At 49.6% G+C, this 26,435-nt stretch carries 24 protein-coding genes; 13 read left to right on the forward strand and 11 right to left on the reverse strand.

The window, feature by feature from the left end; all coding sequences use genetic code 11:
- The first annotated feature begins 56 nt into the window (after nucleotides 1-56).
- From MLE19_RS06110 to MLE19_RS06125, 4 genes are all read left to right on the forward strand, one after another.
- Nucleotides 57-668 (forward strand): hypothetical protein, encoded by a 612-nt coding sequence (locus tag MLE19_RS06110; RefSeq protein WP_240717170.1) that lies wholly within the window; start codon nucleotides 57-59, stop codon nucleotides 666-668.
- 23 nt (nucleotides 669-691) lie between these two features.
- The gene (locus tag MLE19_RS06115) at nucleotides 692-1,129 is read left to right on the forward strand and encodes a phage holin family protein (protein ID WP_008959026.1); all 438 of its coding nucleotides are present in this window, start codon (nucleotides 692-694) and stop codon (nucleotides 1,127-1,129) included.
- On the forward strand, nucleotides 1,126-2,247 hold the full coding sequence (locus MLE19_RS06120) for a DUF3618 domain-containing protein (protein WP_240717171.1): 1,122 nt from the start codon (nucleotides 1,126-1,128) through the stop codon (nucleotides 2,245-2,247). Before MLE19_RS06115 ends, MLE19_RS06120 begins: the two co-directional genes overlap by 4 nt.
- 451 nt (nucleotides 2,248-2,698) lie before the next feature.
- Nucleotides 2,699-2,845, forward strand: coding sequence for a hypothetical protein (locus MLE19_RS06125; RefSeq protein ID WP_008959023.1), 147 nt, complete (start codon nucleotides 2,699-2,701; stop codon nucleotides 2,843-2,845).
- A gap of 78 nt (nucleotides 2,846-2,923) precedes the next feature.
- On the opposite strand, the gene MLE19_RS06130 is transcribed toward MLE19_RS06125, so the two are convergent.
- The gene (locus MLE19_RS06130; protein ID WP_240717172.1) at nucleotides 2,924-3,856 is read right to left on the reverse strand and encodes a hypothetical protein; all 933 of its coding nucleotides are present in this window, start codon (nucleotides 3,854-3,856) and stop codon (nucleotides 2,924-2,926) included.
- Nucleotides 3,857-3,900: 44 nt separating this feature from the next.
- Nucleotides 3,901-5,244, reverse strand: a complete 1,344-nt coding sequence (gene xseA, locus MLE19_RS06135) for an exodeoxyribonuclease VII large subunit (protein ID WP_240717173.1) — start codon at nucleotides 5,242-5,244, stop codon at nucleotides 3,901-3,903.
- 109 nt (nucleotides 5,245-5,353) lie between these two features.
- Between xseA and MLE19_RS06140 the strand changes: the two genes are divergently transcribed.
- Entirely contained in the window at nucleotides 5,354-5,878 is a 525-nt protein-coding gene (locus tag MLE19_RS06140; RefSeq protein ID WP_240717174.1) for an opioid growth factor receptor-related protein, read from the forward strand.
- A 48-nt stretch (nucleotides 5,879-5,926) separates the two neighbouring features.
- On the forward strand, nucleotides 5,927-6,742 hold the full coding sequence (locus MLE19_RS06145) for an HNH endonuclease (RefSeq protein ID WP_240717175.1): 816 nt from the start codon (nucleotides 5,927-5,929) through the stop codon (nucleotides 6,740-6,742).
- A gap of 2 nt (nucleotides 6,743-6,744) precedes the next feature.
- On the opposite strand, the gene MLE19_RS06150 is transcribed toward MLE19_RS06145, so the two are convergent.
- Together MLE19_RS06150 and MLE19_RS06155 are read right to left on the reverse strand one after the other, a co-directional pair.
- On the reverse strand, nucleotides 6,745-6,927 hold the full coding sequence (locus tag MLE19_RS06150) for a hypothetical protein (RefSeq protein WP_240717176.1): 183 nt from the start codon (nucleotides 6,925-6,927) through the stop codon (nucleotides 6,745-6,747).
- Nucleotides 6,928-6,931: 4 nt separating this feature from the next.
- Nucleotides 6,932-7,522: a DsbA family oxidoreductase gene (locus MLE19_RS06155; protein WP_240717177.1), complete on the reverse strand. Its 591-nt coding sequence runs from the start codon at nucleotides 7,520-7,522 to the stop codon at nucleotides 6,932-6,934.
- Between the two features lie 171 nt (nucleotides 7,523-7,693).
- Here MLE19_RS06155 and guaB point away from each other — a divergent pair, with 171 nt between their 5' ends.
- Together guaB and guaA are read left to right on the forward strand one after the other, a co-directional pair.
- The gene (gene guaB, locus MLE19_RS06160) at nucleotides 7,694-9,163 is read left to right on the forward strand and encodes an IMP dehydrogenase (RefSeq protein WP_240717178.1); all 1,470 of its coding nucleotides are present in this window, start codon (nucleotides 7,694-7,696) and stop codon (nucleotides 9,161-9,163) included.
- A 96-nt stretch (nucleotides 9,164-9,259) separates the two neighbouring features.
- A complete protein-coding gene (gene guaA / locus MLE19_RS06165; RefSeq protein ID WP_240717179.1) occupies nucleotides 9,260-10,837 on the forward strand; it encodes a glutamine-hydrolyzing GMP synthase in 1,578 nt (525 codons plus the stop codon).
- Between the two features lie 375 nt (nucleotides 10,838-11,212).
- Here guaA and MLE19_RS06170 read toward each other — a convergent pair whose 3' ends face one another.
- Genes MLE19_RS06170 through MLE19_RS06190 form a run of 5 tightly spaced genes read right to left on the reverse strand, consistent with a single transcriptional unit; the run spans nucleotide 11,213 to nucleotide 16,061 of the window.
- Nucleotides 11,213-12,322 (reverse strand): nucleotide kinase domain-containing protein, encoded by a 1,110-nt coding sequence (locus MLE19_RS06170; RefSeq protein ID WP_240717180.1) that lies wholly within the window; start codon nucleotides 12,320-12,322, stop codon nucleotides 11,213-11,215.
- The gene (locus tag MLE19_RS06175; RefSeq protein ID WP_240717181.1) at nucleotides 12,319-13,269 is read right to left on the reverse strand and encodes a TylF/MycF family methyltransferase; all 951 of its coding nucleotides are present in this window, start codon (nucleotides 13,267-13,269) and stop codon (nucleotides 12,319-12,321) included. The genes MLE19_RS06170 and MLE19_RS06175 overlap by 4 nt, the downstream gene beginning before the upstream one ends.
- A complete protein-coding gene (locus MLE19_RS06180; RefSeq protein ID WP_240717182.1) occupies nucleotides 13,266-14,864 on the reverse strand; it encodes a thymidylate synthase in 1,599 nt (532 codons plus the stop codon). The genes MLE19_RS06175 and MLE19_RS06180 overlap by 4 nt, the downstream gene beginning before the upstream one ends.
- 52 nt (nucleotides 14,865-14,916) lie before the next feature.
- Complete coding sequence (locus tag MLE19_RS06185) at nucleotides 14,917-15,567, reverse strand: hypothetical protein (RefSeq protein WP_240717183.1); 651 nt, start codon at nucleotides 15,565-15,567, stop codon at nucleotides 14,917-14,919.
- A complete protein-coding gene (locus MLE19_RS06190; protein WP_240717184.1) occupies nucleotides 15,564-16,061 on the reverse strand; it encodes a TIR domain-containing protein in 498 nt (165 codons plus the stop codon). Before MLE19_RS06190 ends, MLE19_RS06185 begins: the two co-directional genes overlap by 4 nt.
- Before the next feature lie 307 nt (nucleotides 16,062-16,368).
- Here MLE19_RS06190 and MLE19_RS06195 point away from each other — a divergent pair, with 307 nt between their 5' ends.
- The 3 genes from MLE19_RS06195 to MLE19_RS06205 all read left to right on the forward strand — a co-directional run bounded on the left by MLE19_RS06195 (nucleotide 16,369) and on the right by MLE19_RS06205 (nucleotide 20,832).
- Nucleotides 16,369-17,505 carry a toll/interleukin-1 receptor domain-containing protein gene (locus MLE19_RS06195; protein ID WP_240717185.1) on the forward strand — a complete coding sequence of 379 codons (1,137 nt, stop codon included), beginning with the start codon at nucleotides 16,369-16,371 and terminating at the stop codon, nucleotides 17,503-17,505.
- Nucleotides 17,502-18,389 carry a hypothetical protein gene (locus tag MLE19_RS06200; RefSeq protein WP_240717186.1) on the forward strand — a complete coding sequence of 296 codons (888 nt, stop codon included), beginning with the start codon at nucleotides 17,502-17,504 and terminating at the stop codon, nucleotides 18,387-18,389. Before MLE19_RS06195 ends, MLE19_RS06200 begins: the two co-directional genes overlap by 4 nt.
- Nucleotides 18,390-18,849: 460 nt before the next feature.
- Nucleotides 18,850-20,832 carry a hypothetical protein gene (locus tag MLE19_RS06205; protein ID WP_240717187.1) on the forward strand — a complete coding sequence of 661 codons (1,983 nt, stop codon included), beginning with the start codon at nucleotides 18,850-18,852 and terminating at the stop codon, nucleotides 20,830-20,832.
- Nucleotides 20,833-21,668: 836 nt separating this feature from the next.
- Here MLE19_RS06205 and MLE19_RS06210 read toward each other — a convergent pair.
- Both MLE19_RS06210 and MLE19_RS06215 read right to left on the reverse strand, forming a co-directional pair.
- Nucleotides 21,669-22,667, reverse strand: a complete 999-nt coding sequence (locus tag MLE19_RS06210; protein WP_240717188.1) for an IS5 family transposase — start codon at nucleotides 22,665-22,667, stop codon at nucleotides 21,669-21,671.
- 138 nt (nucleotides 22,668-22,805) lie between these two features.
- Nucleotides 22,806-23,828 carry an aminotransferase class I/II-fold pyridoxal phosphate-dependent enzyme gene (locus MLE19_RS06215; RefSeq protein ID WP_240717189.1) on the reverse strand — a complete coding sequence of 341 codons (1,023 nt, stop codon included), beginning with the start codon at nucleotides 23,826-23,828 and terminating at the stop codon, nucleotides 22,806-22,808.
- Here MLE19_RS06215 and MLE19_RS06220 point away from each other — a divergent pair.
- Together MLE19_RS06220 and MLE19_RS06225 are read left to right on the forward strand one after the other, a co-directional pair.
- Nucleotides 23,816-24,667: an SDR family oxidoreductase gene (locus MLE19_RS06220; RefSeq protein ID WP_240717190.1), complete on the forward strand. Its 852-nt coding sequence runs from the start codon at nucleotides 23,816-23,818 to the stop codon at nucleotides 24,665-24,667. The two genes, MLE19_RS06215 and MLE19_RS06220, sit on opposite strands and share 13 nt — an antisense overlap.
- A 1,410-nt stretch (nucleotides 24,668-26,077) precedes the next feature.
- A partial coding sequence (locus tag MLE19_RS06225) for an autoinducer binding domain-containing protein (protein WP_240717191.1) occupies nucleotides 26,078-26,435 on the forward strand: 358 nt, incomplete at its 3' end.

Raw genomic sequence — 26,435 nt, forward strand, 5'->3', positions numbered from 1 at the left:
CTGATTGTGTTTCACCACGGATGCTGATAAGTGAGACGACAAGGAGGAAGTGACAGATGACCGATCAAGGAAAGCAGCCCAATCCAGGCGCACCCAACCAGACAAGCCACTCAACGGAGTCGCTCAAACAGCAAGGACGCGATACCGCACATGAGGTGAGTGATGCGGCCCATCATCAGGCTGAAAGCTATTTCAATCAACAACGCGATAATGCTGCAGATCAGTCCCACAAGCTAACCGGCGTTCTGCAAAAGATGGCCGACGAGTTTGATAATCAGCAGCAGCCTTATTTTTCTAAACAAGCACGAAAGTTTGCTGATACCACTGAGCGCTTTTCGCATGGTTTGCGGGATAAAGATTTAAACACCGTATGCAATGAAGCGAAGAGTTTTAGCCGCCGCGAACCCGCGCTGTTTATTGGTGGTGTTATTGCCGCGGGTTTCTTGGCTTCCCGCTTTCTGCGTAGTTCTGGCCAGCACTCGCATAGTGACGATTCGCACTCACGTTATTCAAATACCACCGACGAGCGCGCAACGGGTCTTCCGATGCAGGAAAACGTACCTGCCGGGCAGGCGTCACCAGTTAGCCAATCATCAAGTCTTTCAGGCAGCTCCGTTGCCGGTAATGGAGCAGTAGGTTCATCGGGTCGAGAAAATGGAATGCCCTAACGTAAGGGCCAGGGAGGCATAGAATGGATTCGGATAACAAACCCACGTCGCAAAGTTCATCGGTCGGTACGCTACTGTCGACGGTGATGCAGGAAATTAGCTCGCTGGTGCGCAACGAAGCCGCGCTCGCCAAGACCGAGATGACCGAGAAAACCCATCAAGCGATGGGCGCCATCGCTTCGATTGCGATGGCCGGTGCGGTACTGATGGGCGGCTTTTTAACCCTGTTGGCAGCGTTAGTCTTTCTGCTTAATGAGGTGCTTCCGCCCGAGACCACACCGTGGCTCTCTGCGTTGATTGTCGGCGTCGTTGTGTCGGTTATCGGTGTGATGATGCTTAAAGCGGGCCAGAAGAAACTGCAGGCGCGTAATTTGATGCCCAGCCGTACGATGCATAGTTTGCAAAGCGACAAAACAACGGCGAAACAGCATCAGCACAACGTCAAGGAGGAGTTGAAATGACGGATCATGACCATCAGCGCAGTCCCGAAGAGATTGAAAAGGATATCAATCAATCGCGCGAGCGCCTTGATTCTACCCTGCATGAAATCGAAGAGCGCTTCTCTCCTCAGCAGCTGTTGAATACCTCCTATGAGTATATTCGCCATGGAGGCGCTAACGAATTCGTGTCTAATTTAGGCACCACCATTAAGCAGAACCCGCTGCCGTTTCTGGTCACCACTGCCGGTCTTGGCTGGTTAATGCTGGCCCAGCGTCACCCAAATGAGCCACACCACAAGCAGCAGTACGCGTCTGATATCGACCAGCGCTTTTACACCGGTGGGCAGTCTTCATCGGGCACTAGCGGCTCCCATGGCGCGCCAGGTATACCCGTGCATGAAGGCACGCATCCCAACGCTGGAACGCCCACCTACAGCGGTAGTTCAGAAAGCCATAGCGATGGTCAAGGCCGTATGAGCCGGGCGAAAGAAGGTGCCAGCAGCATGAAAGACGGTGCCAAAGACAAAGCCCAACACTTAGGCGAAAAAGCCAAGCACACCGCACAGCAATGGGGCAGTAAGGCTCACCAAATGGGGGATAATATGCGCAATTCTTCATCCCATCTTCAGCACAGTGCTCACGATCGCATGCACGATATGGAGCATCGTGCTCACCAGTCCGGGAGCCAAGCCTCCGATTTTATCCAGGATCATCCGCTAGTGGTCGGCGCACTTGGGTTTGCGCTGGGTGCTGCCTTAGGCGGTATTTTCCCCGCCACCAAGAAAGAGGATGAGTACATGGGGGAGTATCGCGACCGCGTTATGCATAAGGCTGCCGAAACCGGGCAAGCGCAAGCGGATAAGGCTCAGCACTCTATCCATGAAAAAACCGAATCTGCCCATGAAAAAGCCGAATCTGCTAAGGGCGATTCCCATCGCGCTAACGATGCGAATGTAAACGCCCCACAGCATCAGGAAGCGGGAGTTGCAGGCTCACCCACCCCAACGCCCACAACGGAGCGCTCTGCACCTGAGAGCCATGACCAGAAACATGACCATCAGAAACATAGCCAGGGCTTGGCGGGGTCGAGCACACCTTCCGGCAACACCCAAGGGTCGGGGACTAACCACACGCCCTAACATTGCTGATATGGCTGATAAAAAATGAGTGAAACCAGTGGCCGCTTAATGCGGCCACTGGTTTTTAGCAGGGACGGTTTAGCAAGAACGGTTTAGCAAGACCGGTTTGGCTAGAACAGTCGGCATAAAAAGTCAGCACAAAAGCCGCTACCAGCGCTAATCGATAGCGGCAAACCATAAGCATTATTGGGATTCCCAATACGGTCCGTTTAATACGCTATTAATTATCCAACTGCCTGTTTTTAAATGGTTATATTTAAAATGGTGATTGGTTGGACGCCGCGCTGCTGCATTGCAAGTTAGTCAGTAACAGCTACAGTAAAAGCAGCTTGGATAGGAGGTGAGATTGATAGCCTTCATTCTTGCGTTTATCACGCTATTCAAGGAGCCCGGTTGGCTGAGATAGCCAGGGCAATAAGGAAACCCAGACCCTCACCATAAGGAAAAAGCGATGACTCAAGCCTCCGAGCATGACAAAAAAGCGCCTAAAGATCGCGACGATCACCACGATGATGCCAATCCAATGCCGGATACCCATCACGTTAATCCCGATTCCGACAGCCAGAAATCAAAGGATGACCAGAAAAAAGGTCACTGAATATGCTTTGAGCGCTGCTGATAACAGCGCTGATACCGCTAAGGCGCTACTGATGAGTAGCGCCTTTTTCATTTAACGCTAAACCTCGATGTTGATAGACGACGTTGATACGGAAACGTCATCTAACGAGGTAGGCAGCAACTGCCCCAATGAGGAGTAGAGGGCGTCAGAAGAGGAGGCTGCAACCGCTTGATCCGTCTTTTCCATGGCTTCTTCCGCTTTCTTTAGCTCACGACGAGCTTCCTTGTCTTCTTCACTCAGCCGAATCTTGAGTTCGTTAACCGCTTCGCGAAGCGCTTTCTGGGCGTCAGTCAGTACGCCGCGTAGTGCATGTTCACTAGCGCTGGCGCCATTGGATTTCGAGCGGTTGTCTTCATTCTGAATGGGGCTGGGTAGGCTAGGTAATAAGCCGAGCTCGCTGGATTCATCGCCTACAGGCTCGCCCGCTGCTTTTTCGGCCTCTTGTTCCGCCTCTTCCTCTGCTGTTTGCGCATTGGCCTCGGCTTGCTGCGCGTCACTCGACACCGTTGCCTCAGCGCTCTCATCGCCACCCGTTTGGGCCGCAGCTGAATCGGCCCCGCTGGCTTGAGCGACTGTTGTTGGCGCTGCTGCTGTTGGAACCATTGAAGGAATAGCGGTCATGCCAGCACCGCCGCCACCTTGATTGCTCAATAGTTTAGCCGCACCGGCAAGTTCACGGGCGATGCTCTTGAGCTCCTTGGCCATGTTTTTTAGCTGTTCAGGAGAGGCGAAGGCCATCATGGCTTTCAGCATTTCAATCCGCTGGCGCAGGAAGCCCACTTTATCGGTAGCCTGCTGCTGGGAGGCTTCCTTTGGAGAAGGTAAAGACGCCAAGCTCTCCAACGCTTCCTGCTGCTTTTTAAGACGTTTAGTGAACGGGTCGTCTTCAGCGGGCTCGCTCTGTTGAGGAGCGACACGAGTAGACGTTAAAAACTGTGGCTTATCCTGGCGCTGGTTAATCAGTGTAAATAACGAAAATCCTATCTTCATGGCGATGGCCTCTTCTCATTGTTATAAGGTATCGGCCATTTGGCTTATGTCTTTAGACGCCGCTTAACTTCCACACTTAGCCTGCCTTCACCTAGCTTCAGTTTCAGCTTCTGACCAGGCTGGGTATCTTCCGCGCGTCGAATCACCTGGCCCTGTTCATCCTGGGCAATCGCATAGCCACGCCCCAATACCGCCAGCGGGCTGACCGCATTGAGTTCCCGTGCAGCACTGGTTAATCGCGCCTGGCGGTTTTTGAGCTGGCGCTGCATGGCCGCACCCAAACGGCGCTGTAGCTGGCTCACCCGCTCGCTTTCTGCGCGATGCAGCCGCGTCATATCCTGGCTGGCTAAGCGCTTGCTCAGCTGTGTTAGCTGGGCTTTATGCTGGCTGAGCGTTTGCTGAATGGCGCGATTCAAGCGCTGATCAAGGGCGGTTAAGTGCTGGCGCTGGCGGTTGAGCTGCTCGCCGGGGTGGCGCAGCTTGGCGCGCAGAGTATCCAGCCGCTGGCTGTCGCGCTCTAACCGTGACTGCATGGCCCGCTGTAAACGGCTGTGCTGATGCTCCAGCTGGCGCTTGAGAGTGTTCTGATCCGGCACTAATCGTTCGGCGGCGGCAGAGGGCGTGGGCGCGCGCATATCCGCGGCGAAATCCGCTAGAGTGACATCCACCTCGTGACCTACCGCTGACATCACCGGCAGCCGGGAGTGAAAAATCGCCCGCGCTAGGTGCTCGTTATTAAACGCCCATAAATCTTCCAGGCTACCGCCGCCACGGGTGATCAAAATCACATCCCGCTCGGGGTCCAATCGCGCCTGACGGTTGAGCAACGCCAGCGCCGATATCATCGCCGGAGCGGCTTCAGCGCCCTGTACCGGCACCGGAATCAGCGTTACATCCGCCAGCGGCCAGCGCGCTTCCAGCACCGCCAACACATCGCGAATGGCCGCCCCGGTGGCGGAGCTCAAGATCAGCAGCTTGCGGGGCGGGAAGGGCAGTGGCCGGGCGTTGGCAAACACGCCTTCGCCTTCCAGCTGCGCTTTCAAGCGCTCAAACGCCGCCAGCAGTTCTCCCAGGCCCGCGGCCTGAACGGCATCGGCAATTAGCTGATAGTCGCCTCGCGGCTCGAACAGCGACACCCGCCCGCGAAGCTTGACCTGATCGCCATCTCGCATCGGCGCCGAGACAAAACGTGCCCGCTGACGAAACAGCGCACAGCGAATCTGCGCGCGGTCATCCTTCAGTGTGAAATAGACATGCCCAGAGGCAGGTCGGGAAACGTTAGAGAGCTCGCCCTCCACCCACACCTCGCCCACATCGCGCTCGAGGGTCTGCTTGGCGCGCTGGTTGAGTTGGCTGACGGAGAGTGTAGTGGGCGTTGGTGCGTTCATTGCTGTCCCTTGCTTTAGGGAATCCGGGAATTTTTACGGCTAGTTGCGTAAAATGGCGTCGTTATTACGAAAAATCATTGTATTACCCAGGAGATGACGAGGAAATGCTATGAGCCACCATCCAACACCGCTGATCGCTTTTTACCGTGGCCAGGCAACGGATCATCAGGGGCGTTATATCAATGACATCTGGGCCTTGTCGCACTTCTGGTTGGAGCATACCCACGATTATATTCAGTGGCTTTTTCCCATCCCTGAGGTTGGCCGCTTTAACCATTTTGCCCCGCGGCTGACCGATGTCGAGCGTGAAGTATTTCAAGACGATAGCGCGTTACGTGAAAAGCAGCGAGTCTCGCTGGATGTCATGTTGAGCTTTTTAGGTTTAACTCGGGATGGGATCACCATTACTGCCCAACCGAGCCTCAATATCCGCGATCATATTTGGCTCAAAGCAGGCGGGCATAATCACCTGCGTATTTCGCGGATAATTCGTTCTTTGGCACTTTGTCACCAACCTAAACTGGCAGCGGCGTTCCAGCAGGCAGTGATTGAGATTGGTAGTACTCAGGGTATTGTCTCCGCACAGTCGATGGCTTACTGGCGCGCAGCCTCGGATGCCAAACACACTGTATGAAGCGTGATTGCGTTTCTACTTTTATTCTTTTTTGTTGGGAGTTAGATAATGAGAATTTGGGACGATGAAATAGTCAAAGAGTTATATTTCCGTCTTACCTCGAAAGAAAGAGCCGGGCTTGAGGTGGTGGTGAAAACTCTTCGGGAAGCCTACCCAAAGATCGATATCTATCAGTCTATTTTAGGCGGTGGGGCTGCGATTAGTGCGGGAAAAAAATTAAAGGGAAAACCTAAAGGACGGCCATTATTTTCAATCACAAAGCCAAGAAGAAATAAGCCATCTTGTGTGAGGATAAGGATAGATTCTAAGAAAGATAGGGAGAAACTTGCAGATGCTGTAGGCCGTTCCTGGGACGATATTAATGAAACAAGATTTAATTTAAGTAGTTTTCCAGAAGCTCTGGCTGAGTTTAATGTTTTATTAACAGATTTAAATGATTCTATTGAGGTTGTTCGGGAACGAAGCAATGGACATGGTTATTTACCATCAGATTATCAAAATATCGTTATTAGCCCCACAGAAGCAGAAAATGGAAAAGATTTCCCTGAGGGGGCAAGCTTAAAAGTATTTGTCAATAGGTATGAAAGAAGCCGAGATGCAAGAGATGCATGTATCGATGAGCATGGTGCTAGCTGCTTTTTTTGTGGGTTTGACTATGGTGAGAGGTATGGAGATGCGTACTCAGGTTTTATTCATGTTCATCATATCGTTCCTATTTCCAAAATCGGCAAAAAATATAAAGTAAATTCTGAAAAAGATCTGGTGCCGGTTTGTCCGAACTGCCATGCCGTCATTCATTTTGGTGGAGAAACGCTATCTTTGGATGAGGCCAAAAGGGTTTTGTCTCCTGATAATGGAGCCTGAACTCAACCAATCGGTGAAGCACCTGCGGTTTCTAGCGCTATAGAGTAGTCTCCGAAAAACAACTGGGCTTGGGGCGCTAGTCCAGTTGCCTCTACCCACACCTCGCCCACATCGCGCTCAAGGGTCTGCTTGGCGCGCTGGTTGAGTTGGCTGACGGAGAGTGCCTGGGGAGTAGGGGAAGCCATAGGGTTATGCCCGCTCTAATAAATAACGTTTTAACGCCGCAGGGTCGGGCACGCCCTGAATCACTTCGCCATCGATCACCAAGGTCGGCACCGACTGAATGCGCGCCTCTTCCACCGCGTGGCGTTGTGCCGCCTGGTGCTGCTCGCGGTAACGGCCTTCGGCCAGGGCGTCCAGCACCGCTTGGCGCTCCAGGCCCACTGACTCACCAATATCCGCCAGCACTTCCGGATCGCCAATATCGCGCTCCTGCTGGAAAAACGCTTTTAAGGCCGCCATGGAGTAGGGGTGACCCAATCCCTGCTCTTCGGCCATGGCAAACACCTCAAAGGCTTTATCGGTACGCGGCTGGGGGGAAATATTGGGCAGCGTAATGGGCACGCCGAGTTTTGCCGCCATGGGGTAAACCGAATCCTGCCATATTTTAGGCAAGTAAGGATCCTCCACTTTCAGCGTAGGCACCGGGGCAGGGCGCAGCTCGAAAGGCCGCCAGCGAATTTCTACATCCATACCGTCGGTTGCTTGAACAATGGCCTCTTCAGCCAGCAGGCAGAAGGGGCAAACGTAATCGGTGTAAACAATAATTTTTTGAGACAAAAGGCCCCCTTTGGATGAAAAAAATAACCGACAAACAGCCTACCAGCATTCGTCATTAGCATTTGGTATAAGTCTAACAGCGTCACTGCATTGCTGGGGCACCCCTCAAAACGCTATAATAGGGGATTAACCTTTCACGCCCCACTTCCTCTCAATCAGGGTGTTGCCGCTATGCTACGTATGGCCCAAGAAGCGCTTACGTTCGATGACGTACTTCTCGTTCCAGGCTTCTCCGACGTTCTACCCAAGGATGTCAGCCTCAAAACTCGCCTGACCCGCAATCTCTCGCTCAATATTCCCCTTGTTTCTGCCGCGATGGACACCGTTACCGAAGCCCGTTTGGCGATTGCCATGGCTCAGGAAGGCGGTATTGGCATTATTCATAAGAGCATGGCGGTGGCTCAGCAAGCAGCCGAAGTGCGCAAGGTCAAAAAGCACGAAAGCGTGATTGTGAAAGACCCGGTCACCGTTAGCCCCAAAGCGAAGCTGGAAGACCTGCTCGCCATGGCTCGTGAATACGGCTTCTCCGGCTTCCCCGTGGTAGAAGGCGAAACCCTGGTGGGTATCGTGACCGAACGCGACATGCGCTTCCAGCCCAACCACGGCGACAGCGTAGCGGACATCATGACGCCGCGTGAGCGTCTGATCACCGTGGCCGAAGGCACCGAGCTTGAAGTCAGCAAAGCCAAAATGCGCGAACACCGCATCGAGAAAATGCTGATCGTCGACGATGAGTTTCACCTGCGCGGTTTGGTGACCTTCCAAGATATCGAAAAAGCCCGTACCTACCCCATGGCCGCTAAAGATAGCGACGGCCGTCTGCTGGTGGGTGCTGCGGTGGGCACCGGCCCTGAAACGCCGGACCGCATTGCGGCGTTAGTTGAAGCAGGCGTTGACGTGCTGGTTGTCGATACGGCCCACGGCCACTCCAAAGGCGTCATCGACCGTGTGCGCTGGGTGAAAGAACACTATCCTGACCTGCAGGTGATTGGCGGCAACATCGCCACCGCTGCCGCCGCAGTCGCGCTGGCTGAAGCCGGAGCAGACGCTGTTAAGGTTGGTATCGGCCCGGGGTCTATTTGCACCACGCGAGTTGTGACCGGCGTTGGCGTGCTGCAAATCACCGCCGTTGCCAACGTAGCCGAAGCGCTAGAACCGTTTAATATCCCGCTCATTGCCGATGGCGGCGTACGTTACTCTGGCGATATCGCGAAGGCGATCGTCGCTGGCGCTAGCACTGTGATGCTGGGCAGCATGTTTGCAGGTACGGAAGAAGCGCCGGGTGAAGTTGAGCTGTTCCAAGGGCGTACTTATAAAGCCTACCGTGGCATGGGTTCCATGGGCGCGATGTCCCAGACGCAAGGCTCTTCAGACCGCTACTTCCAGAGCAAGGACGAAGGGGTTGAAAAGCTGGTGCCGGAAGGCATTGAAGGTCGCGTACCTTATAAAGGCCAGATGACGGCTATCGTGCACCAAATGCTAGGTGGCTTGCGCGCCTCTATGGGCTACACCGGCTGCCACGACATCGAAGAAATGCGTACCAAGCCAGAGTTTGTCAAAATCACCGGCGCTGGTATGGCCGAATCCCACGTTCACGACGTGCAGATCACCAAAGAAGCTCCCAACTACCGGGTGAGCTAACCAGCAAGATTAGTTATATGGCGCGGCGGGCATTGCCCCGCCGCTTGCTTTTTGGCCTTACCAGCGGCACCCACACCGCTTAACCGAGACCCCGCCATGAGTGACATTCACGCCCATAAGATTCTGATTCTCGACTTCGGCTCGCAGTACACCCAGCTGATCGCCCGCCGTGTTCGCGAGATCGGCGTTTACTCCGAAGTCCGCGCGTTTGATATCACCGAAGAAGAGATCCGCGAGTACAACCCCAACGGCATTATCATGGCCGGTGGGCCGGAATCCGTAACGGAACTGGACTCCCCGCGTGCGCCGCAGTGCGTGTTTGAAATGGGCCTGCCGGTGTTTGGCATCTGCTACGGCATGCAAACCATGGCCGAGCAGTTAGGCGGTAAGGTTGAAGGCTCCAACCAGCGTGAATTTGGCTACGCACAGATTCAGATCGACGAAGACAACGCGCTGTTCAAAGACATCAAAGACCACGTAGACGCGAAAAGCGGCAAAGCCCTGCTGGACGTATGGATGAGCCACGGCGACAAGGTGGCCCAAGCCCCTGACGCGTTCACCGTGACCGCCTCCACGCCGAGCTGCCCGATTGCCGCGATGGCCTGGGAAGAGAAGCAGTTTTACGGCGTACAGTTCCACCCGGAAGTGACCCACACCCTGCAGGGCCAGCGCATTCTTGAGCACTTCGTGCTGGATATCTGTAAAGCCGAAAAGCTGTGGACGCCCGCACAAATCATCGAAGACCAGGTACAGCGCGTGCGCGAGCAAGTGGGCGACCGCCACGTACTGCTTGGCCTTTCCGGCGGGGTGGATTCTTCAGTAGTTGCAGCATTGCTGCACAAAGCGATTGGCACCCAGCTGACCTGCGTATTTGTCGACAACGGCCTGCTGCGTAAAGCGGAAGGCGACCAGGTCATGGAAACCTTCGCCAAGCACATGGGCGTGAAGGTGATCCGCGTAGACGCCGAAGACCTGTTCCTCGGCAAGCTGAAAGGCGAGAAAGACCCGGAAGCCAAGCGCAAAATCATCGGTAACACCTTCATCGACGTATTCGATGAAGAGGCCAGCAAGATCGACGGCGTCGACTTCCTGGCCCAGGGCACCATCTACCCGGACGTGATCGAGTCCGCCGCCTCCAAAACCGGCAAAGCGCACGTGATCAAATCCCACCACAACGTCGGTGGCCTGCCGGAAACCATGAAGCTCAAGCTGGTCGAGCCGCTGCGCGAACTGTTTAAAGACGAAGTGCGCAAACTCGGCCTGGAACTCGGCTTGCCCTACGACATGGTCTACCGCCACCCATTCCCTGGCCCCGGCCTGGGCGTGCGTATTCTGGGCGAAGTGAAGAAAGAGTACGCCGATATCCTCCGCGATGCCGACGCCATCTTCATCGAAGAGCTACGTGCCTCCGGCTGGTACGAAAAAACCAGCCAGGCGTTTGCTGTGTTCCTGCCGGTGAAATCGGTAGGCGTAGTCGGCGACGGCCGCCGCTACGAATGGGTCATCGCACTACGCGCGGTAGAAACCATCGACTTCATGACAGCCCGTTGGGCGCACCTGCCCTATGAGCTGCTGGAGAAGGTTTCTAACCGGATTATCAATGAGTTGGAAGGGGTTTCACGGGTGACTTATGATGTTAGTAGTAAGCCGCCTGCTACGATTGAGTGGGAGTGAATGGACGTTAGGCAGTAGCTGGCACTAACTGGCATTCAATAGCATCTAAGCCCGTGTAATTGCGGGCTTAGTTGTTTAAATTTGCAAGCTAAATTTAAGCCATGTAGCGTTGAGTGATAGGAGGAGCTAAGGATAAATAAGCATGGTGTTGTAAGAAACAATGTTATTTATAAGTGAGATGTTTATCAGAAAATCCTCTTAGAATTTCTTAAAAGTTTGAGTCTTCGAGCGTATAGCATAGTACCCATGTACATCGCTGAACTAGCCACGCTAAATATCTAAAGCTAGTTAAAATTTAGTAAAGGCTAGGCTTGGCGCTCTCTATGGGGCCAAGTCATTGGCTCGTCGATAGATGTCACGCTAGAACTCATTTTTTTAAGCGAATAAATCAGCTGTGACAAAGCCATCACGAGCGTTTTTGACTGAATCACGAAACAAGGTTTTCGTCCTTGAACCTTCTCGCGCATCTGATCGTACGCCCGATTCGTGAATGATTTCTGATGAAACAAGCTGCCACTTCGGCGGGAAAAAGAGATCGATATTGCCTTTCGCGCCTAAATATTTTGCTTTAATTCGCTTGCGTGCGCTGGTCAACTCTGGCACTGCTTCGCGACAATATTTGTCGAGTTCGCAAAATAGCCCTTGGCAGTCGATACCGTGTAGCTTTCGACCGAACAAGCCGTGAAAAGGCAAATCAAGGCGTGAAAATTCATGCTCTTGACGGTCAACCATCCAAAGAATTATGTCTGCTGGCGAGTAATCTCCAAAATCGGTAAAAGCCTTCTTTAGTCCACGCAGCGCACCTGGGCCTGCCTGGGTATAGTCGTTCTCGTTGAAGTCGATCAGATCGGAATAGTTTAGGTCAATCGACGTCTGGTAGGCCATAAAAGGGCCCATGAGCGGAAAGCTCTGTAATATGTCGACCACGGCTTTTAGCGATGATGCCTGAAGAATCTTTTCGGCACAGGCATGATCGAGGAACATGTGTTTAAACAACGCAACGTGATTGCGGTGCTTTTCATCAAAACCGAATGCCTTATTAGCGCAGAGGATAAATGCACCAGTGTAGAGTCCTCCATTCTGTATCTTGACTCGCTCAAGAGCTCGTTCGAATTCTCCTGAGCGCAGATGTTGGAGGCATGGTGCACCGCCAAGTTCATTGGTTAAAGACTTCCAAGTAGCGATATTGCTGAAGGTGCGAAAGGCAGTGATCTGAAACACTCTGTCATGTGCAGTGGTTTCAGCATGCTGCCCATACGCCACATCCCTGATCATGAACTGGGATACGCGATCAGCTGCCCGGAATACATTACAGAACTTATAAGTCTGAAGGATAGGATCGGATGTCCAAGATTGGCTTTGCCCGCGTAGTCGCGCCTCGAAAATAGCTTGCCGGCGTGAAGCGAATGTCCAGTACAGGTCGTAAACATTCTCGCGAATTTTGGGAGGAGTGCGACGAGTAAAGTGTTTCATAGGCTTGGTCATAGTTGTCTCAAAAATACACCTGTGCCGTGAAGATTGAAGTAACGAGTATCATTAGCGAGCTTTTTTGCTGCTATTCTTTCGCCTATCGTGTCGAGATGGCGCTCGTGTCCTGTCCAATGGTCAAAAATAATCGCCCCTCCGACTTGGGTCCGATCCGCTATAACACGAATTATCGCTTCTGCCGACGTAAAATTGTCAGTATCCACGAAAGAAAGCACTAAGTCTTCGGTTGCAAGACGCGTTACGGTTTCCACTACGTCACCCTCGACCACCTCCACGTTTCGACCGGAGAAGACCGCTCTAACCATGTCCACATCAAGAAATACGCAATCAGGATGGCGGTACATATCAAGCGAGCTACGTTTCGCAGGAAAGCCGTCGAATGTGTCGAAGCCGTATACCTTCCAGTCGGCTCCAAGAGCATTAATGAAGCGCGAGATCAGCATGGTGGTGCCACCTTTGAACATGCCGAACTCCGCAACGCACCCCTTGAGTCCACGTCGTTGAGCGTTCTGCAAGCATTGAAAAATATGGACGAGGCAATGCTGATAGCCATTGGCAAAGGAAGGAATGAAAAGGTCACGCCTGACTTCCTCAAAAACAGGATCGTTGAATTCAAAATGCGAGAAGCCGCCAATAACGATCTTTGTCTCGGCCGGAAGCGTCAATGCGATAGCTTCGAGTATTGGCTCCTTACCGGCATCCTCGGCGACGACTAAAATATCTGGATGGTGGGCGGGTAGCTCTTCGAGGGTTCTTACTGCCGCTCCACCATTTCCGGAAAAGATGCCAATTAGCTCTGCCGCACCTGAGATGAATACGGGGTCAGCTGCAACCTCGAAGGCAGCCGAAGACCATCCGGCAATGGCCACTCGCGAGCCTGGCTGACGTTGAGCAACAGCTTCGCGCATCCTTAGTTTGAGTTTGTAAATATCTTCGGGACTCATACGACTGCTGCTGGTTGGAGAAAGGTATTCAGGGCCTGCCTATTGCTATGGATAAGCAATGAGAGCAATTCGATCGAGTATTCAGATAGTCTGGTTGCGAGCACTAGTCTTTCTTGTGGAACAGCATAGCTTTCAGCCCCATGCCAACAGGCATCAAATGCTTTTTTCACATCCTCAATAATCTCTGCAAGTGGGCGAGTGGATAATTTAAGCTCAAGCCGGTCGATCAAAGTGTCGAAATTTTGTTCGTGGCTACTGAGTGGGATGGGTGCATTTTCCGACAACAGCACACCGGGAGGCAGAGTCTCGGCAAGGAAAAGGCGGTATTTTTCTACGTAAACAAGAAGATCTACGGCAGTATCTAACTCCGTCTCGCCGGCCAGGCCCACACCGGACATCAAGAGCGTGTCAAGGCGATCCACTTTACGCGCAATGTTTGGCTGAATACTAACCAACTCACCCCGTTTCTTCCATGCCCCACCATATGCGCGATCCTTCTCAACATGCAATTTCTTCAAAGCCACCTTAAAATCGCTAACTATATCTGTGTTTCTGCGTGAACTTGCAGCGAAGAAATCGGCAATAGGCTGTTGTGGAATCGCCTTCAACAGGCCGGGATATTTAGTCGAGTACCGTTCGTACAATGCAGCCACGTGGTCGTGGGCAGGCAACTGAGCCAGCTCATAGGCCAATCGTTCTTCACCCCACGTGTTATGGGCCTGTGCAACATGAAGTAACGTCAGACCACTATCTAGCAACGGGTCACCAACCTGTCCAAAACTTCCAAGCGGCGCTTCGGGCTGTGCGGAAATTTTTGCCTCAAGCTCAAACCAGCGTTCTAGTTTCAGCTGACATTCTTCCCACGGTGTCGCGAAAGGCGCGCGACCTATGCCAAAATCGTAAGGCGAAAGCCCATGGAAATCAGTTACCATCTGACCTCCACGTTCAAAGTAATCAGAATAAATGTGAAACGACATTGCGAGATAGTCGGCTTGACCAACCTCCGCATTCACCCAGTAAGCTAGCATCTCATGCAGAATACTCCACTCGAACGCATTGGCTCCCGAAAAACCCCACCATACGTCGCTGCTACGCAGCGCGACCGACATGTGTAGCCGGTCTTCGCGGATGATCCAGCCGATCCAGTTGTTGCAAGGGATGTCTTTTGACGGCTCATAATCAACGGCGGGATCGAACAATGTCATCACAGCTTGACGGCTTGCTCGATCTGCCAACAAAATCTTTCGCACTGCATCTATCTGGTCGATGTTTCCCCAGCGCCTTAGACGAGGTCCATACGCTCCTCTCCATGTATTACCATCATCGGAGAAAAGTGGTGCCCGAGGAAGATACTTGGAAAGCCAGCCTATATCGTTTTGGCCTGCGAGAACCCACATGCTTTCAGCGAATTGTGCAACGATGTCATTGTTGCGTCTTGGCACAAACAAGTAGCGTTCTAATGGTTGCGCTAACCGAGTTTTTTTTGCGATCAACTCCTTTGTAAGACGTCCTTTAACAACGACTTCGGCTCCGTCTAGCAAAAGCTCACGGACACTGCTGACGACCGCAGAGCTAATGTTGCGATATGATGACATTATAGAGATTGCCCTCTTATAGAAACCACCTTCTAGACCCTTTGCAGCAGAGTTAAACCATACGTTGGTGCTCTTGTGAGAACCGCTTCCAGCTTGAGGAAAAATCTATCGGATCTGCGAGAACTTGGTTTGGATGTTTAGCAATCTGCGGCTCAAGCCAATCCGTTAGTGGCTTGGCTTGAGCCGAACTGTAACGGCGATAGTCGCGTGGATTTCGTTTATAACTTAAAGCATCGAGAATTGGTTGCGGTAATGATGGAGCCATTGAGCCGAAATATAAAAAATGATTTGATAATAAGACCCTGTTTACCCGCGTGTCATGCGCAGTGTTGAGTGGACATTGTGCTCCATCAGTTTGGCTATGTACGGAATTTTCCTGAAGCCACGGCGAAGTTCGTGCCTCTCGATGATAAATATTGTCACCAACCAATTTTTTCGGCGTCCCATTACGTACCGGGCGCCGTGTTGCAAAATCAGGGGCACCCCAATAATCATCAAAGTTAGTTTCCTGTGTCACTATCATCGCGAAGACGCAGCGCAGCGCAGGGTTTAACTTGACGCCGGTCAATCCAATTATCCAGTCGCCACATTGAGCTCTTTCGCGGATATTAGGCTTACAGCAAGCTAGGCTACAAAGGCCATTGAACGGGTTGGGCGCGAAACCAAGGTCATAACTCACGGCGTAAATATAGACGTTGTTCATCTGCCACCACAGTTAGTATGAGGAAAATTACTATCTGGCTGACGTGGCGTGCCATCAGGATTTTCAAAAGGATCGCATCTACCTTCAATGGCGTCGATTATATTATTGGAGTTCCAGCTAACAAGAGCATCACCATAGTCCTTGAAAGCGTCAGGTACATCATTATCTGTACCGCCGCGCTCGAAAACACCAACAATCCGCTTACCAAGCTGGTTCGCTTTATTTATCTCCCAGTCGACCCAAGGTCGGTTGTGGGTATTTTTACCTACCAACACCACTACAGTCGATGCCCAAGCCATTTTCATGCGCAATAAGCGTTTAAGGGTTTGATCTGAAATGCGTCCTTCATCGATGCGACGCTGGTTAGCTGGCTTTGCTCTGATTGAGCTGTTACGGATTTCGTAGCTATTACGCCCAAGCATTTGCGTTAGGCGAGAAACGTGAGCGTCATCGGCGTGATGATGGCTAATAAAAATGTGGCGACGGCGAGACATGATAACATCCATTATTGACATTATAATTAAGACATAATAATGGTATCTATAAGATGAAATTTCAATGATTTATAATCGGTCACTATATTGTGAGTAGTGTCCTTTATTTTTCTGCTGTTAATTATTTTAAATATTTGAAATATATATAAATTTTTGCTCTGAATAGAAATTTTTTGACTTCGGGGAGCTTACAGAGGCTCATCGGACTGTTTAGTAGTGCACGAAAAAGGTTTATGGGCAACGGCGCATAAGCATGTAGATATGCGTAAGGTATTTACCTACTATAAAAGAGAGAAAGGTATTATCAATGATTGATTTATTGCGGCTCCATATTGTTTGGGATCATCAATCAACCGAAGGGGCGCGTATTGCCGAACAGATCTCATGTCATTTTGATGGTATCGGGATGGAGCGTGACGGTGTTGCATACCGTGTGCCAGTGAGATTTTCTAGTACTCCTTGGGTAAGTGAAACGCCCCTTCCGCGCTCGATTGATTTCGCGCGTGCGCGTCATAATGTCATTATTCTTTTACATGACGAAGAAATGTACGACCATCGTTTTGCGTGGAATAGCTGGGTATCTAATCTGAGGGAAGAGATCATCAAGCGGGGAGGGGAAGATATTTACGTCCCGTTCGGCAGTATAACCGGTGAAAAGCCCTTAGATAAGGATGCGAATGACTGCATCCAGTATCAGCGACGCAATAAATGGTGCGAGCTTGTCAACGATGACGCACGGGATCAGCGCTTGTTGTTGCTAATCCTTATCTGCGTGCGTGAACATTTACGCAAATTAGCCGGTAAAACCCAAAAGGAGCCTATCTTCGTTAGTCACGCCAAAACAGACGGTGACCAGAGCGCGCGTGCAATTGTCGACTTTATCAATACAACCAAAGAAGGTGTGCCGCTCGAAACATTCTATGATGCAACTGAACTTATGCCGGGAGAGAATTATGAAGGTCGCTTTAATGAAGAAATCGCCAGAGGCACTCTCTTGGCAATCGTTTCTGACGTATATGAATCACGACCTTGGTGTGTATTCGAACTCACACAAGCTAAGCGCTGGCGGCGCCCGATCGTACTCGCGGATATCGGCGGCAAGCGAATAAGCCGTACCTACCCTTATGGCGCCAATTTACCGCGAGTGCGGGTGAAACCAAACCCAGAAGATCCAAGCTGGATCGAGCCTCTATTAGTAGAAACGATGTCAGAAGGATTGCGCTGCGATCTCTTCGAACAACAAGCTTCGGTGGCTTCACCGAACAATACGCTAGTGTTAACACGGCCTCCTGAACTTTTTGACATCATACATCGCGATAGTCTCCCTGACCTTATTGTCTATCCTGATCCGCCGCTTGGCGATATCGAAGCCGCTCTTGTGGAGCGTGCGCTTGCAGCCGTCGCACCTACGACTCGTCTGGTCACGCTGGGAGAAATTACATGAGTGAGCTTAATAAACGACTCATTGCGCTTTCAGTTAGTGATGCGCCTGACCGTGCGCGGCTTGGATTTCCTCAGCGCGAGATTGATAGAGCGGTTCTTACAATCTGCACCGCTTTAGTCCGTGCTGGTGCTGAGATCGGATACGGAGGAAATCTCGATCCAAATGGTTATACCTTTAAAATTTTCCGTCACCTTGCGGGAGCCTATGCTGGCATGCGCGAAACGCCATTCCATCATTTTATTCCCGAGCCTGTTGCGCGAAACACAACCTATGAGCATCTCCATGAGGCCTTGAATGAAGGACGTGGCGTAGTACAAACAAAGATCGCAAGAGGAGATGCATTCTTCAACGCTCGCCTGGGCGGTGGCGGAATCCGACTTGACGGAAGAGTTGTTCAAAATGATGCGCAGCTTACCGCTTGGTTTGCTGAGGTACCTTATGCATTGACCACTCATGCTTACAGCACTGCGCGGCGTAAAATGGCTGAGTGCTGCGATGCGCGCGTAATCATAGGCGGCAAAATGGGCATATTAGCCGACCCTCTCGATATTTACGATGGTGCAATGCCTGGGATTGTCGAAGAGGCGATCTTGGCACTCGAAGCGGGGAAACCTCTGATCGTCCTCGGAGCGTTTGGAGGCGCAACGCGTGATATTGCCATCGCGCTTGGTTTATTGGATCAAGCTTGCAAGGTTCCACGAACTCAGCAGCATGTAAGTTATGCGTCCGCTATTAAGCGGATCGCCAGCCTTGCCAGGTGCATTCCCAATGAGTTTCACGAAGAACTTAGTAATATTGCCGACGATGATCGGTCAGAGCAGACGGCATTCCAGGCCACGTCGCTTATTAAAAAATGGTTGGGAAATATAAGCGTAAAACAGTAACACGTGGATGGTATATTTCGGCTAGTAGGCTTACCCGAGTACCTAGTCAAAGCCTTATATTTACTCTATTTCGCGATTAAGAATCACTCGCTCGCATACGGTAAAAAACGCAGTGAGGTCTTTCTGTTCGTCGACTTCGTGCACCGTAATAGTAGCCTGTTGTCATGGTCAGGGGAGTTCGCCATCTAGGATGATAGTTTAGCGGAGCAAACGCTCCTGTTTGTAGTGCTCTATCTGCCAGCTAGGAGCCGTTCACCTTGTCGATTATGAATATGTGCATAAGCGGCACAATCTGGAAAATCTCATTGAGCGAGTGGTTCTGATTTATAGAAAAGATCACTCAGAACGCGATAAGCCAGGATGATAAATTAGCGCTTTTTTGAGGAATTCCATGTTTATCTATTCGACTTAATTAAATTTTTTAGGCATGTTTTCTTTTTTTAAGTAATGGTTAGAGCCCATGAATAACTATGACAATTTACCCCAAGAGTGGGGAAAACACCTAAAGCCTGATGCCCCCATAATCCCTCAACATTATATTGCACCTAAAACATCAAATACGCTGTTTTTTGAGGGCATGTATCCTGAACCGTTTGAGCAAATGTGCTGGTGGTTATTGCAAAAAGATCACACACTGACAGGCTGTCAACGTTTAGGCAATAAGGGAAGGTTATCGCAACATGGCATTGATATCTTTGCGTTTGATAGTGTACGTAAAGATCGTCTATTAGTGTTTGAGTGCAAATGTTGGCGAAATTTCAACGGGGGTGCATTGACGGAAGCAGTAGATCGTTTCCTTAACAATGAATGGGCAGAAACTGCAGAATGTTTCACCTTGATTTTGGCACAAGAAGGTACTAAATCTCTCGATCGTCACTGGGTTGTTGCCCGCCAAAAATTGTTAGACAGAGGGATCGAGGCTGATCTATGGACTGCAGAACATCTTACGGAAAAAATGAAGAGTGCTCCTGACGTACTAACTCGTTTCTTTTCTGGTCCTGACGTCCAACAGTACTGCAACCAATGGATGCAAAAAGTAGGTTTTCACGAAGCATTACTTAAAGCCGTGACTGATCCACGTAATAATATTTCAGAATTGGCACTAGGTTTTTTGGCTAACGAAATAGTTAGTAAAGATGAGCTTACTACACGACATGTTAATGGTAGATGCTGGTCATTAAGCCAGCAATGTATCGATGTAACAGCTCTGCTACCTTCATCTGAGGAGTATCCCGGCTCTGCAATTGTCTCGATTAAAAGCCCAGATACCGAAGGAGTTATAGTCGCCTTGAATCAGCCATGGCTATTAAATCGCTTCTTGGGTAATGATGGTGAGCCTCTGTTAACTAAGTTTCGCCCTTTTTTTCAGGGGATTGCTGGCCAACAAAAAAACAATCACATTATAGATTTGAAAAATTGCCGATTTTTTCTGTCAGAGTATGCTACTCATGAAATTGCAAGTGTTGCGGATGAATTATCAAAGGCATACTTAAAAAGCCTCCGGGAGATAGAAGCCCAGTGGGAGGCGAAAAATTTTCCATTCGTGAGCTGGCTGGGCACTAGGGTGGCTGTATGCAAGGTTAAGGGCTGGGTTTGGGCATTAATGACCGAGTTTGCCAACGCCCACGACACTAATAACGGCACTTCTGAATGGCATATGTTCCACAGTGCTCCAGACAGATTGATGCCAGTTTCTGCCTCTGGATACTCTGGGGTTCTTTCTGGCGTAACCATTGCTGGGCTTTGTAGCAATGATCAAGTTGCAATCCTGTGGGAACCACCAAAGCTTGAATATAAGCCATTCAATAATGCTGGTTGGTCTTGCAATGTGGTTTATCAATGGTTAGTAAGTGAGCTGTTACCTGCTGTTGGGCGTTGGCGAGTACTGCAGGTCAGCCGAGATTGGCGCAACTGGTTGCATCCGCTCGCTACTCGTAAACGTATGATCCGTGCAACTCAATTCTGGAGTAGTGAAGAAGCCTATATCGATGTGCGCCACGTATCATTAATGGATGCAGAGCATTTTCGAGAACTTGGCATATTGTGCACTCTGCAAACTCTTCAGAATTTTTACAATAGCACACGAAGTGGACGCACTTGGTTTACGCAGGTTCACTTGACAGGATTGTATCAAGCAATGTTACTACTGCTTGAGGGAGAACACGGCTATGTCGACTACATGAGTTCAAATCTCGGTATTCGCACACCATGTGACAATCATGATCATCTGCGCGAGGCCTTGCGATCAATAATTAGCCATTCTTATACTACCCCAATTAACCCAAATATAGATTATGTCATGAGAGCTATGCTTGAAGCAGTTGGTGACGAGGATAGTTGGATAAGTGGAGCAGCGCGAGAAAGAATTTTTCACGCTCTGATTCCATACATGGTGGCTTGCGATCGTCAATTGTTGATTGATCGACATAGCCTGTATCTATAATGGAAGTGCTTGGGTATTCAAAGTAATTTAGTGCTTAACTGTTCGGTCTATAGAATATTAACTTATTTTCCAGTGGTGCTTGTCTTTCTAGGCATCGATGGTGGCTTCCGTACCTATCGATGGCAGGCAGCATTGAGTTTAGCTATCTCAAAGTGGGGCCTACAGAGCTGAAGCCTAACCGGCGGTGGGCGCAGCACGGGCGATACGGAGTTACTTGGGCGAACAGTGTATGGCACCTTGTAGTGGCGATCTTTGTAATTGAAGGTCTGATCGCCACTAAAAATAATGAACTAACTACCTCTGCTTTTTATATTGCGCTGCTCCTTTAAACGTATCCATACCGGCTGCATAGTCAATAAGTGGTCAAGCAGTGACACTATTCGAGGGTGACATTGACACTCGCAAAGTTTTTATTTGGCAAGGCGGCGACGTCCAATGGGGAGGGTAAAGATATACTGAGCGAGTCCTTGGGCGGTCTTTAGGAGCTGTTAAGATGGAGGGTTTTCTCTTTTGACGCTGACGGCGCAAGTATGCCTAGCTAGCCGTAACGGACAGAGCTGCCGAGCTTAGCTTTCATTTGCCGAATGGCGGTATTGCATTACAGCTATTGCAGTATTACAAGGCAATTTACTCGCCTTATACGATATAGCTCTGTTTGAGGAGGTCAATCTAGTTTCAATTAATCCTTGTGATGTCGTAAAGGAAGCGCTGAACAATTCATCTCTGGGCAACTGAAGCGGTCAATGTGGCCCGAGTATTGTCTCCGCGATCACTATTTAGCCACTGTCGGTGGCTTTTTTACCGGACTGCCGTGTTTCCGGCTGCCAGGCCGGATTTCAAGACACACTAACCCCATGAGCGTGTTTCTGGCCTCGTCCAGCCAGTACTAGGTTGGCCAACGCAAATAGGCTGAACAACTGCGCTTGGTTCTTGGTCAGCCCCTTGTAGCGAACCTTGCGATAGCCAAACAGGTTCTTAATGACATGAAACGGATGCTCGACCTTGGCGCGGATACTGGCTTTGGTCTTTTCGAAGGCCAGCAGCAGCGTTTTCTTCCGGCTGTCTTCCATTTTCTTAATCGCGCCGCGTCTGACAGCAGCACAGCACCGAGTCTCCGGATCCTGCGTATCTTCACCCAGGTATTTCGCCATACCGAGATACCCCGCGTCGCCGTATATCCGTTTGTCATCCTCTCGGACCAGATGCCCCGCCATGGTGACATCGGCGACATTAGCTGAGGTGGCGACCACACTGTGGGTCAGCCCAGTCACGGCATCGACGCCGATATGGGCCTTCATCCCGAAGAACCATTGATTTCCCTTCCGGGTTTGCTTCATCTCCGGATCACGTTGCTTAGCTTTGTTCTTGGTGGAAGGCGCCGCCGCCACAATGGTGGCGTCAACGATAGTGCCCTCGCGCATGAAGAGGCCCTGTTCGGCCAGGCTGGCGTTGATCTCCTCGAAGATCCGTTGGGCCAGGGCATACTTCTCCAGCAGATGGCGAAAGCGAAGCAACGTGGTCGCGTCGGGAACACTCTCGATGGCAAGGTCGATACCGATGAAGTCACGCATGGCCTGGCTGTCATAGATGGCATCTTCAAGCGCTTCGTCGGCCAGTCCGTACCATTGCTGAAGGAAATAGACCCGCAACATCCGTTCCAGACCAATCGGTGGCCGACCGCGCTTGCCCGCCGATTTAGGGAAGTAAGACGGCGACAACGCCTCGATCAGGCGTTGCCATGGCATTAGGGCATCCATCTGGGCCAGGAACCGTTCCCGGCGAGTGACCTTCTTCTTGTTCTGGTGCTCAACCTGAGCAAACGAGATCTGCTTCATCGGAAACTCTGTCGGACAGTGGAAATCCCTATTTTACCCTGCCGGTGGCACTTAAGCAGCAACGGCCGTATTTATGCAGCGGTTCCTAAAGTTAATCACCAAGTCTGCACCCAAAGTTCATTCTTGAAGCAAAATTCTTCACTCAATACTGTTGTGATAGTTATTGAGAAGTTTGCCCAACCGTCGAAGACCTTCTGCCAATCGGCTTCGATTTGTCTCTCCTCCTAGTGAAATTCTAATACTATTTGTCGGTGCGCTGTCAATATGAAAAGCGCTGCCTGGGGAAACTGTAACTCCATACGCACGTAATGCACGTGTGAAAGTACTTCCTTCGCAAGGGAGTTCTACCATTGAGTACCAACCATTTGTTACGGTTATGCCAGCAAGGTCAAATGCTAATTTTTTCCTAACGAAGCCTTCCTGTCTCTTGGCTTCAATCAAGCGCTCTAACAATCCCTTTTTAATAATGCAGTTGATTACGCATATCGAATGTGGTGAAACTCCAAAACCATACCGAGTCCTCGTTTTAAGTACAATTTCTTTATAAAGCGAAGGGTATTCTAACAGTCCAGCGTGCAAGCGATTTGAGATCATTTTTGTTAGGCTTTTGATTTTAAAAGTCTGATTTTTAAGATAATCAAGAAAGCTTGATTGGTTGTTGGAGATATGTGCATATGCAGCATCTTCTATTACTATTGACCCGGATCTTTCAATTAAAGATGCAATATTTTGCACTTCAATTGACGATAGATACGTTCCACGCGGATTATGCATTTGTGGCATTAGGTAAAAAAGGCGGCAGCCGTATTTGATTAAGCGTTCAAACTCCCCAGTGTTATTATTTTCCTTCAATTTGAATATTTTAAAGCCTAACGAACTGCAAAGCGTTATAGCATGAGGGTAGGACATCTCGTCGATACCTATGGATCGATGGCCTGATATTCGAAGTGTGATTAAAGCCAGAGCTAACGCAGCCTGACCTGATGATACGATAATGCCACTCGCCGAAGGTTCGATTAATTTTTCTAACACTTCATAATGCAAGTCATCATTAAAGCGTAGGTTGGTGGCGAAGTATTCATTAGAGCATTCGAGGAGAATTTGGGAATCAACGCCAGAGCATGGATAGCAGCTTGTCAGGCTAATTTGTGTCTCACTCACGTGTACCTCCTATTTATGATTTACGAGTTTCACTGATCCACGTTGCAAAGATTGAATTTTACTGGAAAGATGTTCAATGTGAAGATGTGATTACCAATCCCAGTATAGGGGAAATTAACAAAATGAAGCTGATCGGGAAAGTTGCTATCATCACCGGTGCATCGAGCGGTATAGGCCGAGAAACGGCCCGGTTGTTTTCCGAAGAAGGGGCCATGCTTGTATTGCATGGTAGGAGGAAAGATCGACTTGCTGAACTAGCCTCCGAGCTTGGTAACTGTGTATACCTATTTGGCGATATAACCGATGCGAGCGTTCCAATACAACTATTGAGTGAAGCGTTGAATAAATTTGGCAGGGTAGATGTTGTAGTTAATAATGCGGGTGTGAACCATGTAGGAACAATTGAAGAGGTAGATATTGAGAAATTATGTGAAATGGCTCGCATAAATGTTGAAGCAAATTATAGACTTATCTACACAGTTCTTAAGCATTTTAAGGCGGCGGGTAATGGACATCTTATCAATACTACTAGTGTTATGGGTGGAAAGGTTCGGCCGACTGCTGGAGGTTATGCAGGTACTAAGCATGCTATCGAGGCATTATCAGAAGCCTTAAGAATTGAGCTTGCTGGTACGCCCATAAGAGTATCGTGCATAGCTCCTGGGTTGGTGCTTACTGAGCTTCATCGTGATAGTGAGCAGCATCCAGCAAAATCTCGTGGTATAGGCCAGCCACTTGAGCCACGCGACGTTGCGCAAATCGCCTTAATGATCGCCACCCTTCCTTCTAGGATCAACATACCTCAAGTATTGCTGCTTCCTCAAGATCACGCCATTTAAAGGTAGGTTGCTGCCTACAGAGCTAACAAGCAGACTTTTATGTATATTCTTTCTATATGTAAGAGTATGGTTATTTAGCCTACTCAGCAAATATTCAATTCCACTCCTAGGCTTTTACTAAAAGTACCTTTGCTCAGCTATGTGGCTTTAAAATGGCTCGAAATGCTTATTAATACCCCATGGACTCTGTTTTTTCGCCGTTTATACTTTGAGTAATCTTCTCTCACGGCTTTCCTATAAAGTCTAACGGCCAAGCTTTCGCAGCTATCTCATCATTCGGAGCAGTCATGTTTAGAATCAAAGCTCACTAATCTCGCTATTAATCGGTAGTGATCTCTCCTAATATAGCGTTGCTCTCTGCTAAGCTTTGATAAATAAATCTTTAGTGGCTTGAATGCATGGGATAACTGCAGAACATTGAGTTACAGGGTAGAGGTAGGAGGATTAACACCGATATTTTCACTTCCTTGCCTAATAAAGCAAAGCATGGGATGGCAATGACTTATCCAGATCCAACGTTAAAAAAAATCACCTATGGGGGAGACCTGCATCAGCTAACGACAGATAGCCAAAGTCATTGGCATCCACAGTATCACCAATAGTTGAGAGATACAGTGCAATGGTCTGGCCCATGGTTATCATGTCCAATCAGTAAGTAATCAGCGCAGACATACTGCCTGGAAAGTGACGAAGCGACTGCCAAGCCTGATTTACTGGGTCACGGATCAATTGATGCATTAATGGAGTTCTCAGCAAATTAGTGGCTTCCTGACCAAGGCCAACGGTGTTTATATGAGTCATAAGTAGATTTAAGTGCTAATCTAGAATTACAAGAAAAAGAGCGGAAAATTATGGAAACTGTTTCAACTGCTAGGCCAGCAGCGCTGTCAGCTGCAGTGGGCGAAGCGGGTGTTTTTACATGGTGGGCATTAGACAACGCCCTACCAGGTGTAAGAACTGCGCCATACTGGACTTTGGGAGGCAGGCACGGTGCTTCATGTGCCAGAAAGAATTAGGTCAGGTGACCATGCTGTCAACACCATTGGAAGTTGTTCAAATGGCTTTCTATTAGAGCGCGGCTGTAAAAGATCACGGCCACGATAATAGCTCAGACGATAACATGTTTATTCGTACTCGGCGAAGGGGCACACGCATGATCACACTGGGTAATAGGTCGGAATTTGCCGAGCTCGGGCTAAGATGGTCTTAGGTGAATGATGAGGAGCGTTGAAAATCGCAGGTTCTGAGCTTATTGTTTGAGTTAAAGTATAAAAATCCCAAAGTTTTCGACAGTTTTTATAAGTTAGTAGAGTAAAGGAAGTTGCCAATGAGTATGTAGTGACAGGAATTGGAAATGAAAATCTACTGTCATATGTTAGAGAAACTATGTTTCTAGCGAGGGGGTAAACCATGCACGATAATGGCATTCATCTTATCACTGAAGTTCAGGGAAATATTGGTAGTGGTATAAACGAGTATAAGGATGTGCTTTCTTGGGCATTTAAAAAAATAGGGATTACTCACTTTAGTTATGTCTATTTGGGATATGCCCCTTCCGAAGTTGATGAGGCAGTTATAATAGGGAATTACCCTGAAGCTTGGGTGGAGCTATATGAGTCTCAATCACTATTTCGCACTGATCCTATAATTAATCAATCATCAAAAACCTCAACGTCTTTTTTTTGGGAAGATACTTTAAAACTAAATCGAAACTCGGAATATATTTTTAATATGTCAGCTGAATATGGCATCGAACAAGGGTTTACAG

This window comes from Vreelandella neptunia, assembly GCF_022489065.1.
GTDB classification, from domain to species: Bacteria; Pseudomonadota; Gammaproteobacteria; order Pseudomonadales; family Halomonadaceae; genus Vreelandella; species Vreelandella neptunia_A.